The sequence below is a fragment of the Pseudomonas sp. WS 5410 genome (genome assembly GCF_012985645.1).
GTDB classification, from domain to species: domain Bacteria; phylum Pseudomonadota; class Gammaproteobacteria; order Pseudomonadales; family Pseudomonadaceae; genus Aquipseudomonas; species Aquipseudomonas shahriarae.
Map to the genome: position 1 here is coordinate 142,028 of NZ_JAAQWS010000013.1, position 24,873 is coordinate 166,900.

The 24,873-nt window shown below is 60.4% G+C and carries 20 protein-coding genes; 10 read left to right on the forward strand and 10 right to left on the reverse strand.

Translation table 11 applies throughout. The features are described 5' to 3' along the window. Positions 1-2: 2 nt before the first annotated feature. From HBO24_RS19320 to HBO24_RS19345, 6 genes are all read left to right on the forward strand, one after another. Positions 3-1,067, forward strand: a complete 1,065-nt coding sequence (locus HBO24_RS19320; RefSeq protein WP_057439384.1) for an imelysin family protein — start codon at positions 3-5, stop codon at positions 1,065-1,067. Between the two features lie 2 nt (positions 1,068-1,069). After that, the gene (locus HBO24_RS19325) at positions 1,070-2,167 is read left to right on the forward strand and encodes a DUF1513 domain-containing protein (protein WP_057958650.1); all 1,098 of its coding nucleotides are present in this window, start codon (positions 1,070-1,072) and stop codon (positions 2,165-2,167) included. Between the two features lie 224 nt (positions 2,168-2,391). Beyond that, on the forward strand, positions 2,392-3,552 hold the full coding sequence (locus HBO24_RS19330) for an efflux RND transporter periplasmic adaptor subunit (protein WP_170060116.1): 1,161 nt from the start codon (positions 2,392-2,394) through the stop codon (positions 3,550-3,552). Then, positions 3,549-6,584: a multidrug efflux RND transporter permease subunit gene (locus tag HBO24_RS19335; protein WP_170060117.1), complete on the forward strand. Its 3,036-nt coding sequence runs from the start codon at positions 3,549-3,551 to the stop codon at positions 6,582-6,584. Before HBO24_RS19330 ends, HBO24_RS19335 begins: the two co-directional genes overlap by 4 nt. 175 nt (positions 6,585-6,759) lie before the next feature. Continuing rightward, on the forward strand, positions 6,760-7,923 hold the full coding sequence (locus HBO24_RS19340; protein ID WP_170060118.1) for an efflux RND transporter periplasmic adaptor subunit: 1,164 nt from the start codon (positions 6,760-6,762) through the stop codon (positions 7,921-7,923). A gap of 3 nt (positions 7,924-7,926) precedes the next feature. After that, positions 7,927-10,965 carry a multidrug efflux RND transporter permease subunit gene (locus HBO24_RS19345; RefSeq protein WP_057958646.1) on the forward strand — a complete coding sequence of 1,013 codons (3,039 nt, stop codon included), beginning with the start codon at positions 7,927-7,929 and terminating at the stop codon, positions 10,963-10,965. A gap of 303 nt (positions 10,966-11,268) precedes the next feature. Here the strand turns inward: HBO24_RS19345 and HBO24_RS29640 are convergent, their stop codons facing one another. From HBO24_RS29640 to colR, 5 genes are all read right to left on the reverse strand, one after another. Beyond that, positions 11,269-11,496, reverse strand: a complete 228-nt coding sequence (locus HBO24_RS29640; RefSeq protein WP_057958645.1) for a hypothetical protein — start codon at positions 11,494-11,496, stop codon at positions 11,269-11,271. Continuing rightward, a complete protein-coding gene (locus tag HBO24_RS19350; protein ID WP_170060119.1) occupies positions 11,496-12,212 on the reverse strand; it encodes a lipopolysaccharide kinase InaA family protein in 717 nt (238 codons plus the stop codon). The genes HBO24_RS29640 and HBO24_RS19350 overlap by 1 nt, the downstream gene beginning before the upstream one ends. 4 nt (positions 12,213-12,216) lie before the next feature. After that, positions 12,217-12,897, reverse strand: coding sequence for a class I SAM-dependent methyltransferase (locus HBO24_RS19355; protein ID WP_115128856.1), 681 nt, complete (start codon positions 12,895-12,897; stop codon positions 12,217-12,219). A 189-nt stretch (positions 12,898-13,086) separates the two neighbouring features. Then, complete coding sequence (locus HBO24_RS19360; RefSeq protein ID WP_170060120.1) at positions 13,087-14,367, reverse strand: HAMP domain-containing sensor histidine kinase; 1,281 nt, start codon at positions 14,365-14,367, stop codon at positions 13,087-13,089. Then, positions 14,357-15,040 (reverse strand): two-component system response regulator ColR, encoded by a 684-nt coding sequence (colR, locus tag HBO24_RS19365; RefSeq protein WP_029295378.1) that lies wholly within the window; start codon positions 15,038-15,040, stop codon positions 14,357-14,359. The genes HBO24_RS19360 and colR overlap by 11 nt, the downstream gene beginning before the upstream one ends. Positions 15,041-15,241: 201 nt before the next feature. Between colR and HBO24_RS19370 the strand changes: the two genes are divergently transcribed. After that, positions 15,242-17,191, forward strand: a complete 1,950-nt coding sequence (locus tag HBO24_RS19370) for an LTA synthase family protein (RefSeq protein ID WP_170060121.1) — start codon at positions 15,242-15,244, stop codon at positions 17,189-17,191. Positions 17,192-17,265: 74 nt separating this feature from the next. Here the strand turns inward: HBO24_RS19370 and groL are convergent, their stop codons facing one another. The 4 genes from groL to HBO24_RS19390 all read right to left on the reverse strand — a co-directional run bounded on the left by groL (position 17,266) and on the right by HBO24_RS19390 (position 20,762). Then, entirely contained in the window at positions 17,266-18,912 is a 1,647-nt protein-coding gene (gene groL, locus HBO24_RS19375) for a chaperonin GroEL (protein ID WP_057439378.1), read from the reverse strand. A gap of 49 nt (positions 18,913-18,961) precedes the next feature. Beyond that, complete coding sequence (locus HBO24_RS19380) at positions 18,962-19,258, reverse strand: co-chaperone GroES (protein WP_017846112.1); 297 nt, start codon at positions 19,256-19,258, stop codon at positions 18,962-18,964. A 229-nt stretch (positions 19,259-19,487) separates the two neighbouring features. Continuing rightward, on the reverse strand, positions 19,488-19,964 hold the full coding sequence (locus tag HBO24_RS19385) for an FxsA family protein (RefSeq protein ID WP_057439377.1): 477 nt from the start codon (positions 19,962-19,964) through the stop codon (positions 19,488-19,490). Between the two features lie 66 nt (positions 19,965-20,030). Further along, positions 20,031-20,762 carry a HugZ family protein gene (locus HBO24_RS19390; protein WP_057439376.1) on the reverse strand — a complete coding sequence of 244 codons (732 nt, stop codon included), beginning with the start codon at positions 20,760-20,762 and terminating at the stop codon, positions 20,031-20,033. 75 nt (positions 20,763-20,837) lie between these two features. Between HBO24_RS19390 and HBO24_RS19395 the strand changes: the two genes are divergently transcribed. Beyond that, on the forward strand, positions 20,838-21,596 hold the full coding sequence (locus HBO24_RS19395; RefSeq protein WP_057958641.1) for an SDR family oxidoreductase: 759 nt from the start codon (positions 20,838-20,840) through the stop codon (positions 21,594-21,596). Positions 21,597-21,724: 128 nt separating this feature from the next. Here the strand turns inward: HBO24_RS19395 and HBO24_RS19400 are convergent, their stop codons facing one another. Then, positions 21,725-22,732, reverse strand: a complete 1,008-nt coding sequence (locus HBO24_RS19400; RefSeq protein WP_115128859.1) for a DUF481 domain-containing protein — start codon at positions 22,730-22,732, stop codon at positions 21,725-21,727. Between the two features lie 166 nt (positions 22,733-22,898). Between HBO24_RS19400 and HBO24_RS19405 the strand changes: the two genes are divergently transcribed. Next, positions 22,899-23,252: an MGMT family protein gene (locus HBO24_RS19405; RefSeq protein ID WP_170060122.1), complete on the forward strand. Its 354-nt coding sequence runs from the start codon at positions 22,899-22,901 to the stop codon at positions 23,250-23,252. Between the two features lie 43 nt (positions 23,253-23,295). Then, complete coding sequence (locus HBO24_RS19410) at positions 23,296-24,828, forward strand: AmpG family muropeptide MFS transporter (RefSeq protein WP_057958638.1); 1,533 nt, start codon at positions 23,296-23,298, stop codon at positions 24,826-24,828. Positions 24,829-24,873 lie beyond the last annotated feature (45 nt).

The following is a 24,873-nucleotide window of genomic DNA, read 5'->3' on the forward strand; positions in this document are numbered from 1 at the left end:
ACATGTTCCGTCCCAAGTTATTGTTCACCAGCCTGGCCGCCCTGGCCCTTGGCGCCTGCTCACCGCAGGATCCGCAAGCGGTCACCTCGGCAGCCATCGCCAAGCAAGTGATCCTGCCGACCTACAGCCGCTGGGTCGAAGCTGACCGGCAGTTGGCCGTCAGCGCCCTGGCTTACTGCCAAGGCAAGGAATCCCTGGAGACCGCCCGCGCCGACTTCCTCCATGCGCAAAAAGCCTGGGCCGAGTTGCAACCGCTGCTGATCGGCCCGCTGGCCGAAGGCAATCGCGCCTGGCAGGTGCAGTTCTGGCCCGACAAGAAAAACCTCGTCGGCCGCCAGGTCGAGCAACTGGCCACCGCCCAGCCACAGATCGACGCCGCCGCCCTGGCCAAGTCCAGCGTGGTAGTGCAAGGCCTGTCGGCCTACGAATACATCCTGTATGACGCCAAGACCGACATCGCCAACGACGCCCAGAAAGCCCGCTACTGCCCGCTGCTGATGGCCATCGGCGAGCGCCAGAAGCAATTGGCCGAAGAGATTCTGGCCAGTTGGAACAGCACCGACGGCATGCTCGCGCAGATGACCAAGTTTCCTAACCAGCGCTACGCCGATTCCCACGAAGCCATCGCCGAACTGCTGCGCGTGCAGGTCACGGCCCTGGATACCCTGAAGAAAAAACTCGGCACGCCGATGGGTCGCCTGTCCAAGGGCATCCCGCAGCCATTCCAGGCCGATGCGTGGCGCAGCCAGTCGTCCCTGCAAGGCTTGCGAGCCAGCCTCGCGGCGGCCCAGACCGTGTGGGTCGGGGTCGACAACAAAGGCCTGCGCGGCCTGCTGCCTGCCGACCAGAAACCTCTGGCCGAAAAGATCGACGCCGCCTACGCCGCCGCCCTGAAGCTGTTCGACAGCAACCAGCGTTCGCTCAATGAACTGCTGGCCGACGACGCCGGGCGCGAGCAACTCAACGCTATCTACGACAGCCTCAACGTGGTCCACCGCCTGCATGAAGGCGAACTGGCCAAGGCGCTGGGCATCCAACTGGGCTTCAATGCCAACGACGGTGACTGATGATGCTCAGGCGACAGGCTTTGGCCATCGGCAGCGTGCTGCTCAGTGCAATCACCCTGGGCGGCTGGACGCTGTTCAAGCGCAAGGGCGACAGCCCGCTGTTGCTGTCGGCCCGGGATGATGCCGACGGCAAGCACTACGCCGTGGGCTATCGCCTGGACGGCAGCCAGGTGTTCGCCACCCAGGTTGGCCAGCGTTGCCACGACATCATCAACCACCCGAGCCTGCCCATCGCGCTGTTCGTGGCGCGCCGTCCGGGCACCGAGAGCTACCTGGTGGACCTGCGCGACGGCACGCTGCTGCAAACCGTGACGTCCCAGGCCAACCGGCACTTTTATGGGCATGCAGTCATCCACAAGAGCGGCGACTGGCTATACGCCACGGAAAACGACACCACCGACCCCGGTCGCGGCCTACTGGGCGTGTACAGGTTCGAAGGTGAGCGCCTGGTACACAGCGGGGAGATGTCCACCCACGGCATCGGCCCGCACCAGGTGTCGTGGATGCCCGATGGCGAGACTCTGATCGTGGCCAATGGTGGCATTCGCACCGAGGCCGAAAGCCGGGTCGAGATGAACCTCAACGCCATGGAGCCGAGCCTGGTGCTGATGCAGCGCGACGGCACCCTGCTGAGCAAGGAAACCCTGAGCCAGCCAATGAACAGCGTGCGCCATATGGGGATCGCCAGCGATGGCACGATCCTCACCGGGCAACAGTTTATGGGGCCTTCCCAGGAGCGTTCCGAACTGTTGGCGATCAAGCGTCCAGGGCAACCGTTCGTGGCGTTCCCGGTGGCCGATGAGCAATTGCAGGCCATGGGGCACTACACCGCCAGCGTGGCCGTACACAGCGAGTTGCGTCTGGTGGCACTGACCGCGCCACGGGGCAATCGCTTCTTTATCTGGGACATGGACAGTGGCGAACTGCGCCTGGACGGGCCGTTGCCTGACTGCGCCGGCGTCGGCGCAGTGGCCGACGGGTTTGTCGTGACCTCTGGCCAGGGTCGTTGCCGTTTCTACGATTGCCGGCAGCCCCAACTGGTGGCCAAGCCCCTGGATCTGCCAGCTGGGTTTTGGGATAACCACCTGCATCTGATCTAAAGCCACTGTCGCGCTCCCAGGCCCACACCTGGGAGCCGACTCACCAGAAAAACCCTACGCAACCTGTGAAAAAACCCCGCCACGGGGACTACTCATCTCACAGACACGTCCGACTTTCCGCCTTATAGCACTCGCCTTTCTGATGAAGACTGCCTGGCTCATCGTGCCAGCGAGCGCCCCTGCGCGCGCCCTCCGCACCCTGTCACCTTCACAAGGAAGCAACTATGCCGGGCCGCCGGATGATTACCATGCTCAGCATCGTACTGCTGGTCGTGCTGATGCTCGCCAGCTATAAAGCGTTCTGGGTTTACCAACAGCTTCAGCTGCTGCATGCGCCAAAGCCGCCCGTCAGCGTGGCGGTGGCAACCGCCCTCGAACAACCCTGGCAGCGCCAGTTGCCCGCCGCTGGCACCCTCAAGGCATTGCAGGGCATCAACCTGAGTATCGAGGTGCCCGGCGTCGTCACCCAGTTGCACTTCGACTCCGGGCAAGTGGTCAAGCAAGGGCAAACCCTGCTGCAACTCGAACACCAGGCCGAGCAGGCCGCATTGGACGTAGCCCTGGCGGACCGCAGCCTGGCCCGGCAGAACTTCCAGCGCGGCCGCGAGCTGGTGGCGATCAACGCCATCTCCCAAGAGGAGTTCGACCGACTGTCCGCCGAGTTCAACCGCAACAATGCCGTCGTTGCACAACGTCGCACGGCGCTGGACAAAAAACGCATCGTCGCCCCGTTCAACGGCACCCTTGGCATCCGCCAAGTCAACATCGGTGACTACCTGCAAAGCGCCACCGTGATCGCCAGCCTGCAGGACGCCCATAGCCTTTACGTCGATTTCCACATCCCCGAGCACGCCGTTCAACTGATCAAGATCGGCCAGTCCGTGCGCATTGAAGTCTCGGCACGCCCAGGACTTTCCAGTCTCGCCACCATTAGCGCCATCGACCCCATCGTCGACACCCACACGCGAAATGTGTTGGTACGCGCCACCCTGACTCATCCGCCCGCCGACCTGTTGCCGGGTATGTTCGCCCACTTGCAGGTGCTGCTGACGAACCCGGGTTTGCATATCGTGATCGAGGAGAGCGCAATCGCCTACAGCCCCTATGGCCAGTATGTGTACGTCGTAGCCCCGCGCAAAAACAGCGAAGGCCGTGACGAGCTGGATGCCGAGGGCAAGCCGCTGCTGATCGCCGAACAACGCCTGGTCGAAACGGGCGAGCGACGCGACGGCACCATCGTGATTGCCAAAGGGCTGGCCAAGGGCGAACAGGTCGTTACTGCCGGCCAGATCAAATTGCAAAACGGTACCCCGGTGCGCATCAGCATCCACCGGAACCAACCTGATGAGCGTCCACTGGCGGCCCAACGGGAGAACGAAAAATGACGTTCACCGACCTGTTTATCCGCCGCCCCGTACTGGCCCTGGTGGTCAGCCTGTTGATCGTGTTGCTGGGCTGGCAGGCCTTTGGGCAATTACCATTGCGCCAATTCCCGCAGATGGAAAGTGCGCTGGTCACGGTGACCACGGTCTCTCCAGGCGCCAGTGCCGAGACCGTGCAGAGCTACATCACACAACCTCTGCAGAAAAGCCTGGCAAGCGCGCAAGGCATCGACTACATGCGCTCCACCAGCCGGCAGAATGTGTCGATTATTTCCATCTACGGGCGGGTCGGGGCCGACAGCGACCGGTTGTTCACCGAGCTGTTGGCCAAGACCAATGAAGTGAGGAACCAACTGCCCCGGGACATAGAGGATCCGGTGCTGAACAAGGTCGCGGCGGATAACACCGCGCTGATGTACCTGGGTTTTTCCAGCGACACCATGAACAATGCGCAAATCACCGACGTCCTGCTGCGTGTGATCCAGCCTCGCCTGGTGACTCTGCCGGGCATGGCCGAGGCCCAGATCATCGGCAACCAAAGCTTTGCCATGCGTATCTGGCTTGATCCGCTGAAACTCGCAGGCTTTGGTTTGAGCGCCAGCGATGTGACCCAGGCCATCAAGCGCTACAACGTACAGTCCATTGCCGGCGACGCCACAGGTGAATTAGTCGTTACCAGTGTCACGGCCAATACCGAACTGCAGTCGGTTGAAGGCTTCCGGGCCATCACCTTGAAAACCAACGGCGACAGCCAGGTCCGCCTCGGGGATGTGGCGCGGGTGGAGCTGGGTGCGCAGAACTACGACAGCTTCAGTTCATTCAATGGCCTGCCCGCGACCTACATCAGCATCAAGCCGACCCCCGACGCCAACCCGCTGGAACTGGGCAAGCGCGTACGCGAACTGATGCCCCTGCTGCAGGCGCAGTTACCGCCTCATCTGCAAGCCGATATCGCCTACGACTCGACGTTGTATATCAACGCCTCTATCGACCATGTGCTGTCGAGCCTGCTGGAAGCCATCCTGATTGTGGTGTTGGTGGTGTTCCTGTTTCTAGGCTCTTTGCGCGCCGTGGTGATTCCCGTCATCACCATTCCCCTGTCGCTGGTCGGCACGCTGTTCTTCATGCAACTGATGGGCTACTCGATCAACGTCCTGACGCTGCTGGCCATGGTCCTGGCCATTGGCCTGGTGGTGGATGACGCCATTGTGATGATGGAGAACATTCATCGGCATATCGAACGAGGCAAGTCGCCCCTTGAGGCCGCGATCAAAGGCGCGCGGGAGGTGTGCGTGCCGGTCATTTCGATGACCATTACCCTGGCCGCGGTGTATGCGCCCATCGGTTTCCTGCAGGGGTTGACCGGGGCGCTGTTCAAGGAGTTTGCCCTGACCCTGGCCGGGGCCGTGGTGATTTCCGGTATCGTTGCACTGACCCTGTCACCGATGATGTGCGCCCTGTTGTTGCGCCCTGAAGAACAGCCACGGGGCCTGTCCCTGGTCCTGGACCGGCTGTTCAACCATCTGAAGCAGCGTTACCAGCGCCGCCTGCATCAGATCATGGAGGCGCAGTCGGTGGTCATCGTGTTCGCCCTGCTGATCCTCGGCCTGATTCCCGCCATGCTCACCTTCACCCTCTCCGAGCTGGCCCCCGATGAGGACCAGGGCCTGATCTTTATCCTCGCCAGCGCACCGCAGCCGAGCAACCTGGCCTACCTCAACCGTTACACCCAGGACTTTATCGCGCTGTTCAAGACCCTGCCCGAGTACCAGGCCTCGTTCCAGATCAATGGCCTCGATGGCGTGCATTCGGGGGTGGGCGGTTTCCAACTGCGCCCGTGGGACCAGCGCGAGCGCACGCAGATGGAGGTGCTGGCGCCGCTGCGCAAAAAGCTCGACAGCATCCCCGGCCTGCAAGTATTTGCCTTTAACCTGCCGTCCTTGCCGGGTACGGGCGAAGGCCTGCCTTTTGGTTTTGTCATCAGTTCCCAGCAGGACCACAAGTCGATGCTGGCGGTGGCCGAGCGCGTCAAACAGCGGGCCATCGACTCCGGGAAGTTTGCCTACGTGGATATCGACCTGGCCTTCGACCGGCCCGAAGTAGTGATCGACATTGACCGGGCCAAGGCCGCGCAAATGGGCGTGTCCATGCAGGACCTGAGCCTGACCCTGGCGACCCTGCTGGCTGAAACGGAAATCAACCGCTTCAGGATTGATGGCAATCTGTACAAGGTCATTGCCCAGGTCGAGCGCACCTACCGCGACAACCCGGACTGGCTGAGTCACTACAACGTCAAAAATGCCAAGGGCCAATTACTGCCCCTGTCGACGTTGATCACCGTCTCCAGCCAACAGGTACGCCCGCGACAGTTGAACCAGTTCCAGCAGCTCAATTCGGTGCTGGTCTCGGCTTACCCGATTGTCGGTATGAGCAACGCCCTGGAGACCGTACAAGCCATCGCCCAGGAAGAGGCTCCGGCGGGCTACACCTTCGACTACAGCAACGCCACGCGCCAGTTTGTGCAGGAGGGCAATGCGCTATGGGGTACGTTCGGCCTGGCGTTGGCGATCATCGGGCTGGTGCTGGCGGCCCAGTTTGAAAGCCTGCGTGACCCGCTGGTGATCCTGGTGACGGTGCCGCTGTCGATCTGCGGGGCATTGATTGCGCTGTTCCTCGGCTGGTCGACCCTGAACATTTACACACAAATCGGCCTGGTCACGCTGATCGGCCTGATCAGCAAGCACGGCATCCTGATCGTCGAGTTCGCCAACCAGTTGCGCAAGGAGCAGGGGCTGTCGGCGCGTGCCGCCATCGAAGAAGCCGCCGCGATCCGCTTGCGGCCGGTGCTAATGACCACCATCGCTACCGTGCTGGGGGTGATCCCGCTGGTGTTTTCCAGCGGTGCCGGCGCGGTCAGCCGGTTTGATATCGGCATGGTGATCGCCACCGGGATGTCGATCGGGACCTTGTTCACTTTGTTCGTCCTGCCGTCGGTATATACGGCGCTGGCCAAGCGTGACATGCCCGCCCCCTGACCTCATATGGGAAAGGCCTGACACCCCTTTCCCTATTCCCCTGCGCCTTAAAACCATTGCGCTTGAGCCTGCCCGCGAGCGCTGAAATTTACCAGTTGGAATCCCCCCGAAACTCGGAGTAATGTGCCGAATCGTTCGTCTTCGTCTGCCTCAGTTTTTTCCAAGGAACCGGAATATGCTGCGTCGTCGCATGCTGATCATGTTGGCCGTTGTGCTGCTCATCGTCCTGCTGCTGGGGGGCTATAAAGCCTTTTCCATCTATCAGCAGATCCAGGTCTTTTCCGCGCCCAAACCGCCGATCAGCGTGGCGGTGGCCACCGCGGTCGAACAACCGTGGCAACAGCGCCTGCCGGCGGTGGGTACGCTCAAGGCCTTGCAGGGGGTGAACCTCGCCCTGGAGATTGCCGGCACGGTCAAGGACGTGCAGTTCGAGTCGGGGCAGAAGGTCAAGGCCGGGCAGCCGCTGGTGCAACTCGACAGTGCGGTGGAAGACGCCCTGCTGCAAACCGCCCAGGCCGACCTGGGCCTGGCCCAGCTCGATTACGGGCGCGGCAGCCAACTGGTGGGCAGCCAGGCGATCTCCAAGGGCGAGTTCGACCGGCTCTCGGCGCAACTGCAAAAAAACAAGGCCACGGTCAACCAGCTCAAGGCGTCTCTGGCCAAGAAACACATCGTCGCGCCGTTCAGCGGCACTATCGGCATTCGTCAGGTCGATGTGGGCGACTATCTGGCCAGCGGCACGGTGATTGCCACCTTGCAGGACCTGAGCAGCCTCTATGTGGATTTCTATGTGCCCGAGCAGTCGGTGCCCAAGCTGGCCGTGGGCCAGGGGGTGCAGGTGCAAGTCTCGGCCTACCCGAAACTGACCTTCCCCGGCACCCTCAGTGCGATCAACCCGAAAGTCGAGAGCAGCACCCGTAACGTGCTGGTTCGAGCGACCCTGGCCAACCCGGACAATAAACTGCTAGCGGGCATGTTCAGCAGCGTGCAAGTGCTGTTGCCCGACCCGCAAGCGCAGGTGGTGATACCGGAAAGTGCCATTACCTACACCCTCTACGGCAACTCAGCCTACGTGGTAACACAGAAAAAGACCGAGGACGGCAGCCTCGAAAAAGATGCCAACGGTCAACCGATACTGATCGCCGAACGGCGCTTTATCGAAACCGGCGAACGGCGCGATGGCCTGGTGCTGATCACCAAAGGCCTGAGCAGTGGCGAGCAAGTGGTCAGCGCCGGGCAGATCAAGCTCGACACCGGTGCGCATATCGCCATCACTGCGGATAAAAACCTGCCGGCCGCCCCTGGCCAACCTCCGCGCAACGACGGTTCAAGGAACTGAGCCATGGCGTTTACTGACACGTTTATCCGCCGCCCGGTGCTGGCCATGGTGGTCAGCCTGCTGATCGTGCTCCTGGGTTTCCAGGCCTACAGCAAACTGCCTCTGCGCCAATACCCATCCATGGAAAATGCCCTGATCACGGTGACTACCGCGTACCCCGGGGCCAATGCCGAGACGATCCAGGGCTACATCACACAGCCGCTGCAGCAAAGCCTGGCAAGTGCCGAAGGCATCGACTACATGACTTCGGTCAGTCGCCAGAACTTCTCGGTGATTTCCATCTATGCGCGGATCGGCGCCAACAGCGACCGGCTGTTCACCGAGCTGCTGGCCAAGGCCAACGAGGTCAAGAACAAACTGCCCCAGGACGCCGAAGACCCGGTGTTGAGCAAGGAGGCCGCAGATGCCTCGGCGCTGATGTACATCAGCTTCTCCAGCCAGCAACTGAGCAACCCGCAGATCACCGACTACCTGTCGCGGGTGATCCAGCCCAAGCTGGCGACCCTGCCCGGCATGGCCGAAGCCGAGATCCTCGGCAACCAGGTATTTGCCATGCGCCTGTGGCTGGACCCGGTCAAGCTCGCGGGCTTTGGCCTGAGCGCCAGTGACGTCACCGATGCCGTGCGCCACTACAACTTCCTCTCCGCCGCCGGCGAAGTGAAGGGCGAGTATGTGGTCACCAGCATCAACGCCAACACCGATTTGAAGACCGCCGAGGCCTTCGCCGCCATCACCGTGAAGACCGATGGCGACAGCCGGGTGCTGCTGGGCGACGTGGCCCGGGTGGAAATGGGCGCGGAAAACTACAACGCCATCAGTTCCTTTGGCGGTACGCCTTCGGTGTACATCGGCATCAAGGCCACGCCCAGTGCCAACCCGCTGGATGTGATCAAAGAAGTACGCAAGCTGATGCCGGAGCTGGAATCCCAGTTGCCGCCCAATCTCAAGGCAGAAATCGCCTACGACGCCACGCTGTTTATCCAGGCGTCCATCAACGAAGTGGTCAAGACCCTGTTTGAAGCGGTGCTGATCGTGATCGTCGTGGTGTTCCTGTTTCTCGGGGCGCTGCGCTCGGTGGTGATCCCGGTGGTGACCATCCCGCTGTCGATGATTGGCGTGCTGTTTTTCATGCAACTGATGGGCTACTCCATCAACCTGCTGACACTGCTGGCGATGGTGCTGGCCATCGGCCTGGTGGTGGATGATGCCATTGTGGTGGTGGAGAACATCCACCGCCATATTGAAGAAGGCAAGACGCCACTGGACGCTGCGCTGGAAGGCGCGCGGGAGATTGCCGTGCCGGTGGTGTCGATGACCATCACCCTGGCGGCGGTGTATGCGCCCATCGGTTTCCTCGAGGGGCTGACCGGGGCGTTGTTCAAGGAGTTCGCCCTGACCCTGGCCGGTGCGGTGGTGATTTCAGGCATCGTCGCCCTGACCCTGTCACCGATGATGTGCGCCCTGCTGTTGCGCCACGACGAAAACCCCACGGGCCTGGCCCATCGCCTGGACCGCATCTTCGAAGGCCTCAAGCGCCGCTACCAGACAATGCTGCACGGCACATTGAACACCCGGCCGGTGGTGATCGTATTTGCCCTGATCGTGCTGTGCCTGATCCCGGTATTCCTCAAATTCACCCAGTCGCAACTGGCCCCGGATGAAGACCAGGGCATCATCTTTATGATGGCCAGCGCACCGCAGCCGACCAACCTGGACTACCTGAACACCTACACCGACGAGTTCATCACGATCTTCAAGGACTTCCCGGAGTACTACTCCTCGTTCCAGATCAATGGGTTCAACGGGGTGCAATCGGGCATCGGCGGCTTCCTGCTCAAACCGTGGAACGAGCGCGACCGCACGCAGATGCAGATCCTGCCTGAGGTGCAGAAACGCCTGGAGCAGATCCCCGGCTTGCAGGTATTCGGCTTCAACCTGCCATCACTGCCCGGTACCGGCGAAGGCCTGCCCTTCGGTTTTGTGATCAACACACCCAATGACTATGAGTCGTTGCTGCAAGTGGCCGACCGCGTGAAGAAACGGGCCATGGAGTCGGGCAAGTTCGCCTTTGTCGATATCGACCTGGCATTCGACAAACCCGAGGTGGTGGTGGACATCGACCGCGCCAAGGCGGCGCAGATGGGGGTGTCGATGCAGGATCTGGGCAGCACCCTGGCGACCTTGCTGGCGGAAGCGGAAATCAACCGTTTCACCATTGATGGGCGCAGCTACAAGGTCATCGCCCAGGTCGAGCGGGCCTACCGGGACAACCCCGAGTGGCTGAACAGTTACTACGTGAAAAACACCCAGGGCGAGCTGTTGCCGCTGTCGACCCTGATCAGCATCAGTGACCGCGCGCGCCCGCGCCAACTGAACCAGTTCCAGCAACTCAACTCGGCGCTGATATCGGGCTTCCCGATTGTCAGCATGGGCGAGGCCATCGACACCGTGCGCCAGATCGCCATCGAAGAAACCCCGGCCGGCTACGCCTTCGACTACAGCGGCGCCTCACGCCAATTCATCCAGGAAGGCAGCGCGCTGTGGGTCACCTTTGGCCTGGCGTTGGCCATCATCTTCCTGGTGCTGGCGGCACAGTTCGAGAGCTTCCGTGACCCGCTGGTGATCCTGGTGACGGTGCCGCTGTCGATCTGCGGCGCGTTGATCCCCTTGTTCCTGGGTTGGTCGAGCATGAACATCTACACCCAGGTGGGGTTGGTGACCTTGATCGGGCTGATCAGCAAGCACGGTATCCTGATCGTCGAGTTTGCCAACCAGCTGCGCAAGGACAAGGGCCTTACGCCCCGTGAAGCAGTGGAAGAAGCGGCGGCGATTCGCCTGCGCCCGGTATTGATGACCACGGCAGCGATGGTGTTTGGCATGGTGCCGTTGATCTTTGCCACAGGGGCCGGGGCGGTCAGTCGGTTTGATATCGGGATGGTGATTGCTACGGGGATGTCTGTGGGTACGTTGTTTACGCTGTTTGTGTTGCCGTGTGTTTATACGTTGTTGGCCAAGCGTGAGGCCTTGGCGGCGGCGGATTGATTGAGTACCTATCCGTTTCTGCGGCCCCTGTGGGAGCTGTCTCGCCCTGCGAGGCTGTGATAGCGGTGTGTCAGACAACATAAAGGCTAGCAGTGCCGGCGCCATCGCTGGCAAGCCAGCTCCCACACCCACCGGGGAACGCGGCTTCGCGCTCCGGTTCTACTGTGGCTCTGCTTTTGATCTTGATCTGAGGCGCCCCGCCAGGGCTGAGCGTATAGCCGCCATCCCAGACCAAGAACGCAGCAACACGCAAAAAACAAAAGGCCCCGCACTGCGGGGCCTTTTACAGGGGCGTCAATCTCTTCAACTCGCAGGCCTCATCCCTTGGGACATCCCAAACATAAACAGCAAAAGCTGATGATCAGGCTGCGTAACCCCCGTGGTCTTGGCGATCCGCGGCACCGGGCATTGCCCGCCGTTGTGCGCCGCGCTGAGGACTTCTGTGCGGGGCTGCTCCCAGGCAGCCAGGGCCAGGGAGGCGATGCCCAAGGCCCCCAACAGAAACAAACCTCGTGCTATTTCTAGCTTCATTAGGTTAAACCCTTGATAGCGCTGCCAAACGCCGCTTCGTAAAAGTAGCTGAGTTTTTGCCAGTCGGCGGCATTCCACGACGAATGGCGCCGCAACTGCTGCATGTCATGGTCAGCGGCCCGGCGGGCGGTCAAGCGTTGGCGACTCTTCTCGAGATCCAGCAGCGCCACTTCGACCGTCGCGCCCTCTGCCGCCCCGCTGACCCGCACAAAAATATGCTTGCTGTACAGGCAGCCATGCTGCCAGCGCCCCTTGTGCATGCGCGCCAGGGTTTGCGCCAACTCAGCTAGCAGGCGCTCATGCACCAGTTCCCCACATTGCGCGCGGCCACCGGCGGCGTACCAGCTGTCGATATCCACAAAGCCATCCAAAGCCGCCGTCACCAGCAAAGCCTTCCACTGTTGGTCCGGATCACGACGGGCGCCACAGAACACCAGTTCCGGAACCCCCACATCGAGCAAGCGCAGGCCCCTGAGCGCATCGCGCTCGCGCAACACCGTGGGCCGCCCAAAAGGATGCAGCCAGCTGCGATAAGTGTGACCTGTCTGGCGCTTGCTGTAGAGCAAGCGCCCACTGGTGCCGATTACCCGCTGTACACCGCTTTCGCCCCCTCGACGCCGATTGGGCTCCTCGACCCACTCGCCCTGCTGCCGCCAGAAGTAATCGAAGCGCTCTTCGGGAGCTACGTGACTGCCTGCTGCGTACTCAACTGCCATCCTGCTACCTCTTGCGCAATACATACACTCGCCACATGGCGTACAGCGGTATGAAGTCCAAATACTCCTGGACGCGGAAACCAGCTTGCTCAAACTCAGCTTCAACAGTAGCAGCCGGTAACACAAAACGATTTCGGTAACTCTCCTGCTCACTTTTGTTGCGGCGCTGCACTTCCAGGCGCTTGCGTTTCCAGGCCTTGAAGTTGCCATCCACCCACAACGAAATGATCACGCTATCGCGGGTAACCCTTTGAAATTCTTTCAATAACGCCAGCCGATGCGCCGGGTCGCCGATGTGGTGCAGCAGACGCATGCAGAAAATGCTGTCCACTGCGTTGTCTGGCAGGTCGATATCAAACGCTGATGTCTGCAAGGGCCGTACCCGCTTGAGCACATCCGCCGGTTGCGACGCAGTGGCGATGCTTAACATGGCCTCGGAATTGTCCGCGCCGATAATCACCCGGTTGGGCTTTTCGGCCAGCAGTGGCCAGAAGCGCCCGGCACCGCACGGTAAATCCAACACCAGACCAGGCTCACCGGCCATCGCCAGCGCACCGCGGGCCAATTGCTCATCCCGTTTGTGCGACAGCCGCCGCGCCAACTTGCCCTGATGTTTAAGCAGATATTGTTGAGCGTGCCGGTCGTCGTACTTGGCGGAAAATTCAAGTTTGATAGGGGTAGCCATCAACGGATCTCCTAGACTGATGCCTGCAACCTTAAGCAGTCGCACGTCATCCGCAGGTCAACCCTTTGTGAAAAAAACGTCCCGTCTAACCCTAAAGAATTACAAGGTTTTACAGGGAAAAAGCATGGCATGAAGCCATCTTCGCCGAACAGGCGGGAACCTGCCCCTGGGGAAGGGGCAGGAAAGGGCTCAGGATTTGACCTGATTCAATTCAACATGGAAGCGACAACCACTGGGCTCCATGGTACTGAGGCTGACCACCCAGCCCTGGCTCTCGCAGATGCGCTGGACCAGTGACAAACCCAGGCCCAGGCCGTCACCGCGTTTTTCGTTACCGCGTACAAACGGCTCGAACATAGCCTCGCGCTTGTCTTCGGGAATCCCCACCCCGCTGTCTTCCACTACAAAGCCAGTAGGCTCCAGGGTCAGGCGGATAAACCCGTGTTCGGTGTAGTGCAGGGCGTTGCGCAGCAGGTTGCCCATGACCGCATGCAGGAAGGTGGCGTTGTAGCGGGTGTCGAGTGGGTTGCCCTGCAGGTAGAACAACTCGATGCCCTTGCGCTCGATAGGTTCGCGCCAGATCCCCAGCAAGCCCTCCGCAACCTCGGAGAGGCTGACCTGGGGCGACATCGTGGTGTCGTCATGCTGGGCTCTGGCCAGCATCAGGAAGGTCTGCACCAGCTCGCGCATTTCCTCGCAGGCCCGGGCGATACGCTCGACCTGTTTACGCCCCCGTGAATCAATCGCCGGGTTTTCCAGCAGCAGTTCGCAGGAGCTGGCCAGCACCATCAACGGCGTGCGCAGTTCATGGCTGACATCGCTGGTGAACAAGCGCTCACGGGTCAGGGCCTGGCGCAGACGGCCAAGGGTGGCGTCGAAGGCCACTGCCAGTTCGCCCACTTCGTCGGCCGCATAGTCCGGCGCCAGCGGCGGCGCCAGCCCCAGTAATTGGTCACGATGCCGCACCTGGCGCGCCAAGCGCACCACCGGTGCCATCACCTTACGGGCAAGGACCCAGCCGAGGAATACCGCCAGTGCCAGGCTGAGTACAAACCCTACCAGCACCACTGCAAACAACACGCGCTCGCGCTCTTCGAAATCGCTCTGGTCTTGCAGCAGGACATATCGACGGCCGTCGACGATCTCGACCATGGCATGGTAGGAAAGCGCGTCGCGAAATACTTCGTGAAAGCCGGCGTCCAGATGCCGCAAGTCCTTGGGCAGTTGGAAATCCCCGCGTCCGCCGCTGAAATAGAACAGTTGGTCCGGCTCGGGACGGTGGCGCCAGTCTTCGACACTGTCCATTAACAGCAGACGCTGCAGGTCGCCGCCCAGCCCCGCCGAAATCAGTTTTTCTTCCACCAGGTGCACCGTGGCGACGATGCCCATGGCGAAGGCCCCCGCCACCAGCGCGCTCATCAGCGCAAAGGCAATGATGATCCGCTGGGCAAGGCTTTGCTTAAACTCCATCACGCCCCTCGGCCAAGCGATAACCCACGCCATGCACGGTTTGCAGCAAGGGTTTGGCAAATGGCTTGTCGATCACTTGGCGCAGTTGGTGGACATGGCTGCGCAGGCTGTCGCTGTCCGGGCAGTCATCGCCCCACAGGGCCTCTTCAAGCACTTCGCGGCGCAGGACATGCGGGCTTTTCTGCATCAACACCGCGAGCAATTTCAGGCCGACAGGGTTGAGCTTGAGCAGGCGCCCTTCGCGGGTCACTTCCAGGGTGTCGAGGTCGTAGGACAGATCGCCGACTTGCAGCTCGCGCCGGCCGCCACCCTGGGCGCGACGCAGCACGGCTTCGATACGTGCGGCCAGTTCCGACAGGGCAAACGGCTTGAGCAGATAGTCATCGGCCCCCGACTTGAAGCCTTGCAGGCGATCGTCCAATTGGTCGCGGGCGGTGAGCATGATCACCGGTGTGTCGCGGCGCGCGTCTTCACGCAGGCGTTTGCAGAGGGTGTAGCCATCAATTCCAGGCAGCATGATATCGAGCACGATCAGGTCGTAATGCTCGGTGGCCGCCAGGTGCAGGCCAGACAAACCGTCCTGCGCACAGTCAACGGTATAGCCCTTGAGTCCGAGGTAATCCGCCAGGTTGGCCAGAATATCGCGGTTGTCTTCAACCAATAAAATTCGCATGGGCAGTGTCTCCGTACGCGGTAACAGCCGTGTTGGCTCGCGCAGCTTAAGGCCAAGTATGGCTTACCGCTAGGCCTGAACGGTCAACCGATTACTGTTTTCAACCGATTGAGCGGCTTAACGAGTTTTTCACTATAGGTTCACAAGCTGACCACAGTGTCAGGGTGAAGATCGCCGCCCATCGCTCTCAGGAATATAGACATGGGCCCGCCCAAGACTGCGCCAATGCGTTATTTGCTACTGCTGACCTGCACCTGGCTGGCCATTTTTGTGTTGACCCGCAGCGTACTGCTCCTTACCCACCTGGATGAAGTCAGCGGCAACCTGCTACCGGTATTCGGCGTGGGGCTGCTCTACGACCTGGGGTTCCTGGCCTATGCCGCGCTGCCCCTGGGCCTGTACCTGCTGCTGTGCCCGCCGGCTTTGTGGCGGCGGCGCGGCCACCGCTGGTTCCTGCAAGGCGTACTGACCGCCAGCCTGTTCGCCATGCTGTTCACCTCGGTGGCCGAATGGTTGTTCTGGGATGAGTTCGGGGTGCGCTTCAACTTTATCGCCGTCGACTATCTGGTGTATTCCGATGAAGTGCTGAACAACCTGCTGGAGTCCTACCCAATCGGCAAACTGTTGGGCCTGTTGGCGATACTGGCAATTGTCTTGAGCCTGGCCTTGCGCAAGCTGTTCAACGTGGCACTCGACTCGCCGCTGCCGGCCATGCGCGGGCGCCTGCTCAATGCCTTGGGATTGTTGGTGGTTGCCGGCCTGAGCCTACAGTTGGTCAGCCAGGACAGCCCGCGCACCCAGGGGGGCAACGCCTATAACAATGAGCTGGCCAGCAATGGCCCGTACCAATTCTTCGCCGCGTTCCGCAACAATGAACTGGACTACAGCCAGTTCTACAAAAGCCTGCCGAGCGATATCGTGGCCCGCCAATTACGCACTGAGCTGAGTGAACCCAATGCCCGCTTCATCGGCAGCGACCCACTGGATATCCGCCGTGCCATCGACAACCCCGGCACCCTGCGCAAACCCAATATCGTGCTGGTGACTATCGAAAGCTTCAGCGCCAAATACATGGGCAGCAATGGCGACGACCGCAACCTGACCCCCAACCTTGATGAGTTGCGTAAACACAGCCTGTATTTCAGCAACTTCTACGCCACCGGCACCCGCACCGACCGAGGCCTGGAAGCCATTACCCTGGCCATTCCGCCCACTCCGGGGCGCTCCATCGTCAAGCGGGTTGGCCGGGAAAGCGGCTTTTCCAGCCTGGGCCAACAGCTCGGCGCAATCGGTTATGACAGCGTGTTTGTGTATGGCGGCCGCGGCTACTTCGACAATATGAATGCGTTTTTCAGCGGTAACGGTTACCGGGTGGTCGACCAGAGCAGTGTTGCCGAGGCAGACATCAGCTTTAAAAACGCTTGGGGCATGGCCGATGAAGACTTGTTTAACCAGACCTTGAAACTGGCAGATGCCGACTACGCCAGGCAGCAGCCGTTCCTCCTGCAACTGATGACCACCTCCAACCATCGCCCCTACACCTACCCGGATGGCAGGATTGATATCAAGTCCGGCAATGGGCGCGACGGTGCGGTGAAATACACCGACTACGCAATCGGTCAATTCCTGCAGGCCGCGCGCCAGAAACCGTGGTTCGACAATACGATCTTCGTGTTTGTCGCCGACCACACCGCCGGCAGCGCGGGCAAGGAAGACTTGCCCATCGCCAACTACCAGATTCCGTTGTTTATCTATGCGCCGAAATGGGTCGAGGCCCGTGAAAGCGCGCAACTGGCCAGCCAGATCGACCTCGCCCCGACACTCCTGGGCCTGTTGAACCTGAGCTATGAATCGACGTTTTTCGGACGCAACCTGCTGCAAGACAACCCACTTCCTCCTCGTGTGGTAGTCGGCAACTATCAGCACCTGGGTTTGTTTGACGGCACCAACCTGGCGATCCTCAGCCCGCGCCAAGGCCTGCGTCGCCATGACCAGGCCCTGGGCGCAAGCCAGGAGTTCCGGGTCGACAGCAATGACCCGCTGATCCAGCGTGCGATCACTTATTACCAGGCGGCCAGTTATGGCTTCAAGCAACACCTGCTGAGCTGGAAACCCCCGAAAACCACCGCCCCTCAACTGAGCCAGCGTTGACCCGGTAAGCCCCCATAAAAAAGCCCCGCCTGATCACTCAGGCGGGGCTTTTATGCATCGGGGGTAAGGCTGGCTTACATCATGCCGCCCATGCCACCCATGCCGCCCATGTCTGGCATACCGCCGCCAGCCGAGCCTTCTGCTTTCGGCTTGTCAGCGATTGCAGCTTCGGTGGTCAGGATCAGGCCACCGATGGAGGCTGCAGCCTGCAGCGCGGAACGAGTCACCTTGGTAGGGTCCAGGATGCCCATTTCGATCATGTCGCCGTAGACGCCAGTCGCAGCGTTGTAACCGTAGTTACCTTTGCCGTTCTTGACTTCGTTGACTACAACGCTTGGCTCGTCGCCGGAGTTGGCAGCGATCTGGCGCAGCGGTGCTTCAACAGCACGACGCAGCACAGCGATACCGACGTTCTGGTCAGCGTTGTCGCCGGTCAGGTTGGTCAGGGCTTCCAGAGCACGGATCAGCGCAACGCCACCGCCAGGTACCACGCCTTCTTCAACGGCCGCACGGGTTGCGTGCAGGGCGTCTTCAACGCGGGCTTTCTTCTCTTTCATTTCAACTTCGGAACCAGCGCCAACCTTGATCACTGCAACGCCGCCAGACAGCTTGGCCAGGCGCTCTTGCAGTTTTTCACGGTCGTAGTCCGAGGAAGTCTCGGCAACCTGGGCACGGATCTGGGTGATGCGCGCCTGGATGTCCTGCTCAACGCCAGCACCGTCAACGATGATGGTGTTTTCTTTGGAGATGGTCACGCGCTTGGCGCTACCCAGGTTTTCCAGGGTGGCGCTTTCCAGGCTCAGGCCGATCTCTTCGGAGATTACGGTACCGCCGGTCAGGACGGCGATGTCCTGCAGCATGGCCTTGCGACGGTCGCCGAAGCCTGGAGCCTTGACGGCTGCGACTTTAACGATACCGCGCATGTTGTTCACAACCAGAGTCGCCAGGGCTTCGCCTTCAACGTCTTCGGAAACGATCAGCAGTGGACGGCCGGCTTTGGCAACGGCTTCCAGTACTGGCAGCATTTCGCGGATGTTCGAGATCTTTTTGTCGACCAGCAGGATCAGCGGGCTGTCCAGCTCGGCAACCATGGTCTCTGGCTTGTTGACGAAGTACGGGGACAGGTAGCCACGGTCGAACTGCATGCCTTCTACAACCGACAGTTCGTTTTCCAGGCCAGTGCCTTCTTCAACGGTGATCACGCCTTCTTTACCGACTTTTTCCATGGCTTCGGCAATGATGTCGCCGATGGAGCTGTCGGAGTTGGCGGAGATGGTACCTACCTGAGCGATAGCCTTGGTGTCAGCGCATGGCTTGGACAGGTTTTTCAGCTCAGCAACGATGGCGATGGTCGCCTTGTCGATGCCGCGCTTGAGGTCCATCGGGTTCATGCCGGCAGCGACGGCTTTGTAGCCTTCGTTGACGATGGCCTGAGCCAGAACGGTGGCGGTGGTGGTGCCGTCGCCGGCGTCATCGTTGGCACGGGAGGCAACGTCTTTGACCAGCTGCGCGCCCATGTTTTCGAAACGGTCTTCCAGTTCGATTTCTTTGGCGACCGAAACGCCGTCCTTGGTGATGGTCGGAGCGCCGAAGCTCTTCTCGATGATCACGTTACGGCCTTTCGGGCCCAGGGTCGCTTTTACTGCGTCAGCCAGGATGTTGACACCGGTGAGCATTTTCTTACGGGCGGAATCGCCGAATTTAACTTCTTTAGCAGCCATGATCGATATTCCTTAAATACTTTGTAGTAACGGGAAAATGAGCGGGGAATCAGCCTTCCAGTACAGCGAGAATCTCGTTCTCAGCCATAACCAGCAGGTCTTCGCCGTCGACTTTCACAGTGTTGCTGCCGGAGTAAGGACCGAATACAACCTTGTCACCGACTTTAACGGCCAGCGCACGCACTTCACCGTTTTCCAGAGTCTTGCCTGGGCCTGCAGCGACGATCACACCGTGGTTGGCTTTTTCAGCAGCCGAACCTGGCAGAACGATACCGCCAGCGGTTTTCTTTTCTTCTTCGCTGCGACGGATAACGACGCGGTCGTGCAGAGGACGAAGCTTGCTCATTGTCGATCTCTCCTAATTGTAAGTTTCATCGGCCGGTATCAGTACCGGCGGGTGGTATTCCGGCGGTGCCGGTCGCGGTTCGCCAAGCGAAACGCGGAAGTCTGTCTGGTGTCGCCACCAGAAACCTTGCGGTGACCGTTACATAAGGGCGTATATGCTTATTACAAGGGCCGCAGATGAAAATTTTTGTGTCAGCAGGGCACCCGAAGGTGCCCTGCCAGGGATGGCGTTACTTGGAGTCGCGGTGCTCGAACTCACCTTCGATCACATCACCTTCACGCCCCAACGGCTGGCGAGGTGCCGGGCCACCACGAGGCTGCAGGTCATCGGCAAACGCACGCTGGCGGATCGCCGCTTCTTCGGCACGCTGGCGCAGCTTGCCTGCCAACAAGCGCCGGGTGAATGGCAGCAGCAGGATCAAACCCAGCACATCACTGACAAAACCCGGCACGATCAACAGGCCACCGGCCAAAGCCATCATCAAGCCTTCAAGCATGGTCTGGGCCGGCAATTCGCCGCGATTCAGGCTTTCACGGGCACGCAGTGCAGTGGCCAGGCCGGCGATACGCAGCACGAACACGCCGAGCATCGAGCCGAGAATAATCAGCAGCAGCGCCGGGAAAAACCCTATAGCCCCGCTGACCTTGACGAATACGAACAGCTCCAGCACCGGAAACAGCAGAAAGAGCAATAAAAAAGGGCGCATCAAATGGTTCCTCAACGCAAGAATGCCTTGCTACTAGACCCTAGATGACGTCGCCCTTTCGTGAATTCAAGCTTGCGAGGTGGCTTTTTTCGGCCAAGCCTCGGCGTGAGCCAGGAAAACCAAGGCCTCGCGCACTTGTGTCGGCGTGTTGCAAGTACCCGCAAAGGGCAACCAGTGCAGGCCCTGACCGATGCGCAGGTGCATGCCTTCGCTGTCGATACCGGCCAGTTGCGCCGGCTCGGACGTCGGCAGGCCCGCCAGTTCGACATAGTGGGCGATGGCCTTGGTGTGATCGCTGTTCATGTGCTCGATCATGCTCAACTCGGCCTTGCCGGCGAACGGATTGGCCAGGGTCAACTGATCGACCCAGTGGATCGCGCCAAAACCGCCGATGTAGCGATGCCGCACCGGCTTGAGCACCCAGAAATCGAAGTCATGGGCCTTGTGGTAGTTGGCCGAGTCCGGGAAATACCGGTAGTAGCGTTCGGCGGCGGCGGCAATGGCCGCCTCGTCCTCGAGCTTTTCGGCTTCGGCGAGATAGGTCAGACGCCCGACAGCTTGCACATCATCAGCCTCGCGCTCGCCCACCAACAACGAGCACTTGGGGTCTTTTTGCAGGTTGTGGGTGTGCTGGGCAATACGGCTGATCAGGATCAGCGGCCGGCCTTCGGCATCCAGGCAATAAGGCACCACCGAACCAAAGGGGAAGCCGGGCATGGCCTTGGAGTGGGTGGCCAGCGCCCCACGGTATTCCTTGAGCAGTAGTTCTCGTGCATTCTTGGCAACGTGGACGCTCAATTTATGACTCCTTCGATAAATTCCGTCAGAAAACGGACTGGGGCAACCGCTTAAATCTGCTCATAGGACATGCGAATGCATCTCAACGACAAAGTAATCATTATCACCGGCGGTTGCCAGGGCCTGGGCCGCTCCATGGCCGAGTATTTTGCAAGCAAAGGTGCCCATCTGGCACTGGTGGACCTCAATCAGGAAAAGCTCGACGCGGCCGTGGCTGCCTGCCAGTCCCACGGTGTCACCGCACGCAGCTATCTGTGCAATGTGGCAGATGAAGATCAGGTAACTCATACCGTAGCGCAGATCGCCGAGGATTTCGGCGCGATCCACGGTTTGATCAACAACGCCGGGATCCTGCGTGATGGCCTGTTGCTCAAGGTCAAGGACGGCGAAATGACCAAGATGAGCCTGGCCCAGTGGCAGGCGGTGATCGACGTCAACCTGACCGGCGTGTTCCTCTGCACCCGCGAAGTGGCAGCAAAAATGGTGGAGCTGAACAACCAGGGCGCCATTATCAACATCTCGTCGATCTCCCGCGCGGGTAACGTGGGCCAGACCAACTATTCGGCGGCCAAGGCCGGCGTGGCCGCAGCGACGGTGACCTGGGCCAAGGAACTGGCGCGCTATGGCATTCGCGTGGCGGGTATTGCGCCGGGCTTTATCGAGACCGAGATGACGCTGGGCATGAAGCCTGAAGCGCTGGAGAAGATGACGTCGGGGATCCCGCTCAAGCGCATGGGCCGCCCGGAAGAAATCGCCCATTCGGCGGCGTACATCTTCGAGAACGACTATTACACCGGGCGCATCCTGGAGCTGGATGGCGGGCTGCGGTTGTAACTGACACCGCAAAATCTCGTGTAGGGCCGGGCTTGTGTGGGAGCTGGCTTGCCTGCGATAGCATCGCCTCGGTAATACTGAGAAACCGCGGTGGCGCTATCGCAGGCAAGCCAACTCCTACATTCCAGTTACCAGGTCACGCCAAACCCTGCGGTGTAACGGGTCTTGCTCAGGCTGCTGTCCGAGGCGCCGCTGATGATGTCGCGCTCGGCCTTGAGATTGAGCGAAGCCCATTCGGTGACTTTATAGCGCAGGCCCATTTCGGCATCGAGGGCGTAGTCGGCCGGACCGGCCAGGGGTTTGCCCACTTCGCCGTTGGTGAAGAACTCCACGGTCTTGCCGATCAGGTAACGGTTGTAGTCCCACTTCATGGCCAGGGAATAGAAGTTGTCCTTGCCGCCGTCCTGGTACTCATAGTCAGTGCGGTTGAGCAGCGAGCCCAGGGAGAACGCTCCCAGTTCATCGTCCCAGAACTGATAACCCGGACCGGTACCGACGGTGCGCTGGCGACGCAGGTCTTCAACCTTGTCGTGCTTGTAGGTCAAGCGCCCCTGCCAGAACCACTGGTCGGTAATAAAGCGGTCCAGCGCGTACTCGGCGCTCCAGTTGTCGGTGGTGACCACATCGTTCTGGAATTCGCGGTTGTATTCGCCTTCGGCAATATGCCGCCACTTGCCGTGACGGGCGGTGGTCTTGAAGTCGATGTCGTAGTCGTCGGTGTCTTTTTCCGCACGCTTGTAGTCCAGCGCCACGTCGACATTGCCCTTCCACACCAGATCCTCGATCACCGGCTTTGGCTTGATGATCTGCTGGATGCTGGCCAACTCCACCGTCTTGGGAGCCTCGCCGTTGGCCAGGATCACCTTGCCATCCTCGGCCGGGTGCAGGGACTTGGCCTTCTCGCCGGTGTAGGCGTCTTGCTTGACCAGCAGCTCCTGGTCGCTTTCCAGGGTTTTCACCTGTTTCCAGTCCACCGGGATCGCCCCGGCGTATTCAGTCTGGATCAACAGCTTGCCGCCGTCGAAAACCTTGATCTTGCCGGTCAGGCGATCACCGTTTTTCAACCAGATGGTATCGGCCAGCACAGGGGTAGAGGCAGTAAAAACAGCGAGGCACAGCAGGGTTCTGGACAACATAAGCGGTTACGGGGCTCAAGTTTGGCGAAAAAAGGGGCATTATCGGCGTAGCTGAAGTCTTAGCAAGGACTGACTCAAGGTTTTCTATTGAGTTCAATTCTCAACGCCATCTTTACAGATGTTTCTTACATAGAAACGACTGATTTCAACCGAGCCAGCCAGAACAGTGAACGAGCCCGTCGAAGCGCCGCAAACCCCGTCCGAAATGCGCCGTACCGCGCTGTACCTGACCTTGGCCCAAGTGCCCGAAGGCTGCGTGGTGAGTTATGGCGAACTGGCGCACCTGGCTGGACTGGGGCGTGCCGCACGCTTTGTAGGCCGCACCCTGAGCCAGCTACCAGAGGGTTCGAAATTGCCCTGGCACCGGGTGGTCGCCGCCGGCGGTCGGATAAGTCTGCCGGCGGGCAGCGCTTCAGGTGATGAACAACGTGCGCGTTTGCGCAGCGAAGGTGTCAGTATCCTGAACAATCGCGTTGATATTCAGCGCCATGGCTGGCGCCCGGTAGAGCACAGCGGTTAGAGTGCGCGCTTTGTTTCCGTAAATCTGAGGCAGACTCCAGCCCATGCCCCGTAAAACCTGGCGCGCCGCGCTCGCTGCCTATGCCAGCCCCTCGACGTTAGTGCTGTTATTGCTCGGCTTTGCCGCCGGTCTTCCTTACATGTTGGTGTTCTCGACGCTCTCAGTCTGGTTGCGCGAAGCCGGTGTGGCACGCGAGACCATTGGCTATGCGAGCCTGATCGGCCTGGCATATGCGTTCAAGTGGGTCTGGTCACCCCTGCTGGACCAATGGCGCCTGCCGCTATTGGGCAAGTTGGGTCGTCGTCGTTCCTGGTTGGTGCTGTCCCAATCCCTGGTAATTCTCGGCTTGATCGGTATGGGCTTCTGCGACCCGCAGAAACACCTGTCGTGGCTGATCGCCATTGCCGTTATCGTCGCGTTCGCCTCCGCAACCCAAGACATCGCGGTAGACGCCTATCGCCTGGAAATCGCCGATGACAGCCGCCAGGCCGCGCTGGCCGCCAGCTATATGTCCGGCTACCGCATCGCCGCCCTGCTGGCCACGGCGGGCGCGCTGTTCTTTGCCGAAGGCTTTGGTTCCACCGGCTTCAACTACAAGCATTCGGCGTGGACCGGCACCTACGTGCTGTTCGGCGTGTTGATGATCCCTGCCCTGCTCACCAGCTTTTTCATGCGTGAACCCGATGTGCCCCTGCGCACCCAGTTGCAGGCCGGGCGCTACACGTTTGCCCACCAACTGATGTCGGTGTTTGTGCTGATCGTCCTGCTGGTGTCGGTCCCGGCGATGTTCACCCAGTTGTACAACACCGATTTCGCCAGCGTGCTGTTCGAAGGCGTAAGCCTGCTCGACCTGCTGCTGGAAGACCGCGCCTTCCTGCGCGCCATCCTCTATATCACCCTCACCGCCCTGTGCCTCTCGGCCATGGGCCGTCGAGGCCTGGCGCCGGTGCTGACGCCGGTCAACGACTTTATCCTGCGCTACCGCTGGCAGGCCCTGTTGCTGCTGGGGCTGATCGCCACCTACCGCATGTCGGACACGGTGATGGGCGTGATGGCCAACGTGTTCTATATCGACCAGGGGTTCACCAAGGACCAGATCGCCAGTGTCAGCAAGATCTTCGGCCTGATCATGACCCTGGTCGGCGCTGGCATGGGTGGCCTGTTGATCGTGCGATTCGGCATCCTGCCGATCCTGTTTATCGGTGGCATCACCTCGGCCGGCACCAACTTGCTGTTCCTGATGCTCGCCGACATGGGCGCCGACCTGCAGATGCTGATCTTCACCATTTCCCTGGACAACTTCAGCTCGGGCCTGGCGACCTCGGCGTTCGTCGCCTACCTGTCGAGCCTGACCAACCTGAAGTTCTCCGCCACCCAATACGCCCTGCTCAGCTCGATCATGTTGCTGTTGCCACGATTGATCGGTGGTTACTCGGGGGTCATGGTGGAAAAGTTCGGCTATCACAACTTCTTCCTGATCACCGCGATGCTCGGTGTGCCGACACTGCTGCTGATTGCCTTGCATTGGTACCAGGAAAGCCGGCGGATCCGTTTGAACCCGCCCGAAGAAGGCTGATACCTGTGGGGGTTGGCTAAAGCCAGCACCCCACAGAAATCCAGT